The organism is Ralstonia sp. VS2407 (assembly GCF_052950655.1).
On the sequence record NZ_JBRFVG010000351.1, the window covers coordinates 1 to 439 of the forward strand.

The window sequence follows — 439 nt, forward strand, 5'->3', positions numbered from 1 at the left end:
GCCGCGAATCGTATCAGGTCACCGGGTCCGGCTCGCAGATCGCGGATTTCCGCAGCCACGAGATCACCGCGAAATGGCGCTACTGGTTCACGCGCGAGTGGGGCACGCAACTCGAATTCGACTATTACCACAACCCGTACTACTCACGGATCGGCGGCGAGCTCAGCGTGTTCTATCGCTGGTGAGCGGGCGGACGCCATGCCCACGCATCCCGTCCGTCCTCCCGTCGACCGTTCGCTGCGCACCCACGCGTACCCGCAGCGCTGGCTGTCGTCGATCGCGCTGCTGACGCCCGCGCTGTACGCGTCGCTGTGGTTCGGACTGCCGCTGGCGTGGCGCTACTGGCGCGCGGTCATGGCATGGGGCGCGCAGCAGATCGATCCGGCGCTGCACGTGATCGTGCTCGGTTATCCACCCGACGCGCCACGCGTGCCGCTGC

1 protein-coding gene and 1 pseudogene are annotated in these 439 nt (G+C 67.4%); both read left to right on the forward strand.

Going from position 1 to position 439, the window contains the following annotated elements:
* Positions 1–185: YaiO family outer membrane beta-barrel protein (locus ACU8YE_RS25410; RefSeq protein WP_446930358.1), on the forward strand; the 185-nt coding region annotated here is incomplete at its 5' end.
* Positions 186–198: 13 nt separating this feature from the next.
* Positions 199–439, forward strand: a pseudogene (locus ACU8YE_RS25415) (hypothetical protein); the annotation flags it as partial.